At 65.6% G+C, this 2,412-nt stretch carries 3 protein-coding genes; all 3 read right to left on the reverse strand.

What is annotated here, in order from left to right:
* Nucleotides 1–492: plasmid recombination protein (locus FH061_RS30020; RefSeq protein ID WP_192805337.1), on the reverse strand; the 492-nt coding region annotated here is incomplete at its 3' end.
* 941 nt (nucleotides 493–1,433) lie between these two features.
* Nucleotides 1,434–1,751, reverse strand: a complete 318-nt coding sequence (locus FH061_RS30025) for a hypothetical protein (protein ID WP_151639488.1) — start codon at nucleotides 1,749–1,751, stop codon at nucleotides 1,434–1,436.
* A gap of 105 nt (nucleotides 1,752–1,856) precedes the next feature.
* On the reverse strand, nucleotides 1,857–2,412 hold a 556-nt coding region (locus tag FH061_RS30030), incomplete at its 5' end, for a plasmid recombination protein (RefSeq protein ID WP_192805338.1).

The following is a 2,412-nucleotide window of genomic DNA, read 5'->3' on the forward strand; positions in this document are numbered from 1 at the left end:
TGCGGCGCACCTGGCCGCACCGTCGAGCCAAGACTTCGCATCGAGCTTGCCGTCCCGGATCGGCACGACGGTGATCTGCATGTGCGGCGTGGACTCGTCGGTGTGCAGGTCGGCGCTGATCACGTTGGCCTCGCCGAACTCGCGCACCGCGGCCTCGTACGCGGCCTTGGCAAGGGGCTTGAGGTGTTTGCGCATGTCGGGCCTTGGGCGGCCCTCCGGATGCTCAGGCGTGGGCATGTCGCGCCAGTCGGACTGGTTGCCGACCTGGATCGACAGCTCGATTGCAATCACGGCGTCCTTGCGCTTCGCAAGGGCCTTGGCGCGGTTAACGACGCCCTCGTCCCACGCCTTGATTTCGTGCCGCCCCTCTGGGGTGAACCACGCGCTTTCGGGCAGCTGGCTGGCGGTCGGATGCGCACGCGTGTTGTGCCCTCGGGCGATGCCGATCGACGTGCGGTTGTGCTTGGTCCAGCCGGCGGAAAACGACAGCATATCGAGACCTCCCCAGTGGGGTGTTCGGCGCGTCGAAGTGTTCTCCTAACACTTCGCTTCGCGAAGTCGGAGCCCTGCGGGGCAACCCCCAATAGACATCGACGTTAACACGCCGCGCCGCGATAGAAGCCTTGCGCCGCCGCCTTCGAACAACCGGCTCGCGCGCGCGCGCGTAACTCTCCGGACGGACGTTAACGAGCGCCACCCGGTCTGACGATCCCGCGCCCGCCCGTGGACAACCCCGATGCCCACACTGGCGTGTGGACATCCGGCTGCGCCGGTGCCGGGGTATGCCCACCGGCTCCCCGCGACGTTTGCCTCCGGCCTGACGCGGCGCTGCGCGCCTTGCCCCAATTTTAAAAAATTCCCCCTTCAACCCCAACGGCGTTAACAGCGCTCCTTCGCCCACCCCCTCCGGTGGTGGGCTCGGAGCGAAGGGCGAAACGAGCCCTACCACGCCGGGGTAGCATGGTTGCCGTTTCGCCCTGCGATGACACCTCCGTATGGAGCCGCCCATCGCTTCAGGGCCTGCGCTTGGCGTGGTCGCTGTGCAGTAGCCAGGTCGCCCATTCCACGGGCTGCGGGCACGTCCTGACGTGCGCGGGGGAGCACCCGCAGATCCCATCCGTCTCCCCCTTGGTTCACCGCCGGCCGGATCGAGCATGGTGTGGTCAGGCAGCACCCCAGAGAGGTATGCATGGCACGGTCATGGACGCGTGAGCTGGCGAGGGTGGGAGTGCGACGAGACCAATCTGAACCGGGTGGCGTTACCTACTTTGCATTGCACCCGTGCAAGAATTTTGCTACTGTGGAGTCTGTGTGGCGGCGGTCTCGTACACCCCGGCACCGTCCCACGGAAATTGGCGTTTCCAAGGGACAACCTGATTCAAGCATAAAGCCCTGTTTGCTGAAAAGCAACAGGGCTTTTGCCTTTCCAGCAGTTATTTTTTTGCCCTTCCCCCAGCGGGGGTTGTTTTGAGGCCACGCTGCTCCGGGGTCCAATCGCGGGCATCGATGTGGGCCTCCCGGATTCCCATTTCACGCAGCAGCAGCAGGGCATTGCGCGGATCGGCAAAGGTGCGCGGCTGCTTGGTGTTGGTCCCGTACAGCACGACCTCCCCGCCTGAGCGCTGCAGGGCAACGATCATCCAGTCCGCGCCAAGCGCCCGCAGGATGACGGACTGCCCACCGGGCTGGACTCCCCCGCCGCCCACCAGGGCGCGGAACTGCTCTAAGTTCAACGGCTTCGCTGGTCCCATTCCGTGCCACCATAATTGAATTCGGTGGAACGATCCTACCATAGAAACCGTGCCACGGAATTCAAATTACGTGGTGTTGATTTGACGAAACACCCGTTCTGCGCGTCAACCTTTTCGAGGGTGGGCGCCAGCCGCCGGCGCCGGTCGGCGACCCGGATCACGCTTCGCCAGGTCGGCCTCGAGCTGGGCGATCCGCGCCCGCAGATCGCGCTCGACGGACTCCGCCTTGCGCGCCCGCCGCTCGGCCTCCTGCCGTTCGACACGATCACGCTCGGCCGCCCGCTCCTGCTGACGTGCCCGCGTGTGCAAGGACTGGATGGAGGCCTTCAGCGCCTTGATTTCCCGTCGCATGGCAGATACCTCTCGCACCACGTCAACGGCGTCGATAGCGGCCCTCAGGAGGCCTCTGGAAGGCTTTGGGGCATCGGGACCACCCGCAGCCTTGCGCGGGTCGTGCGGAGCGCCTCCAGGGCCGCCTGGCGTGTACTCGCAGGCGATCCGCTTGGCCACCACCGAATGCAGGCGCTTGCGGAATGCGGCGCACCTGGCCGCACCGTCGAGCCAAGACTTCGCATCGAGCTTGCCGTCCCGGATCGGCACGACGGTGATCTGCATGTGCGGCGTGGACTCGTCGGTGTGCAGGTCGGCGCTGATCACGTTG

Source organism: Noviherbaspirillum aerium (assembly GCF_008929045.1).
Taxonomy (GTDB): domain Bacteria; phylum Pseudomonadota; class Gammaproteobacteria; order Burkholderiales; family Burkholderiaceae_D; genus Noviherbaspirillum; species Noviherbaspirillum aerium.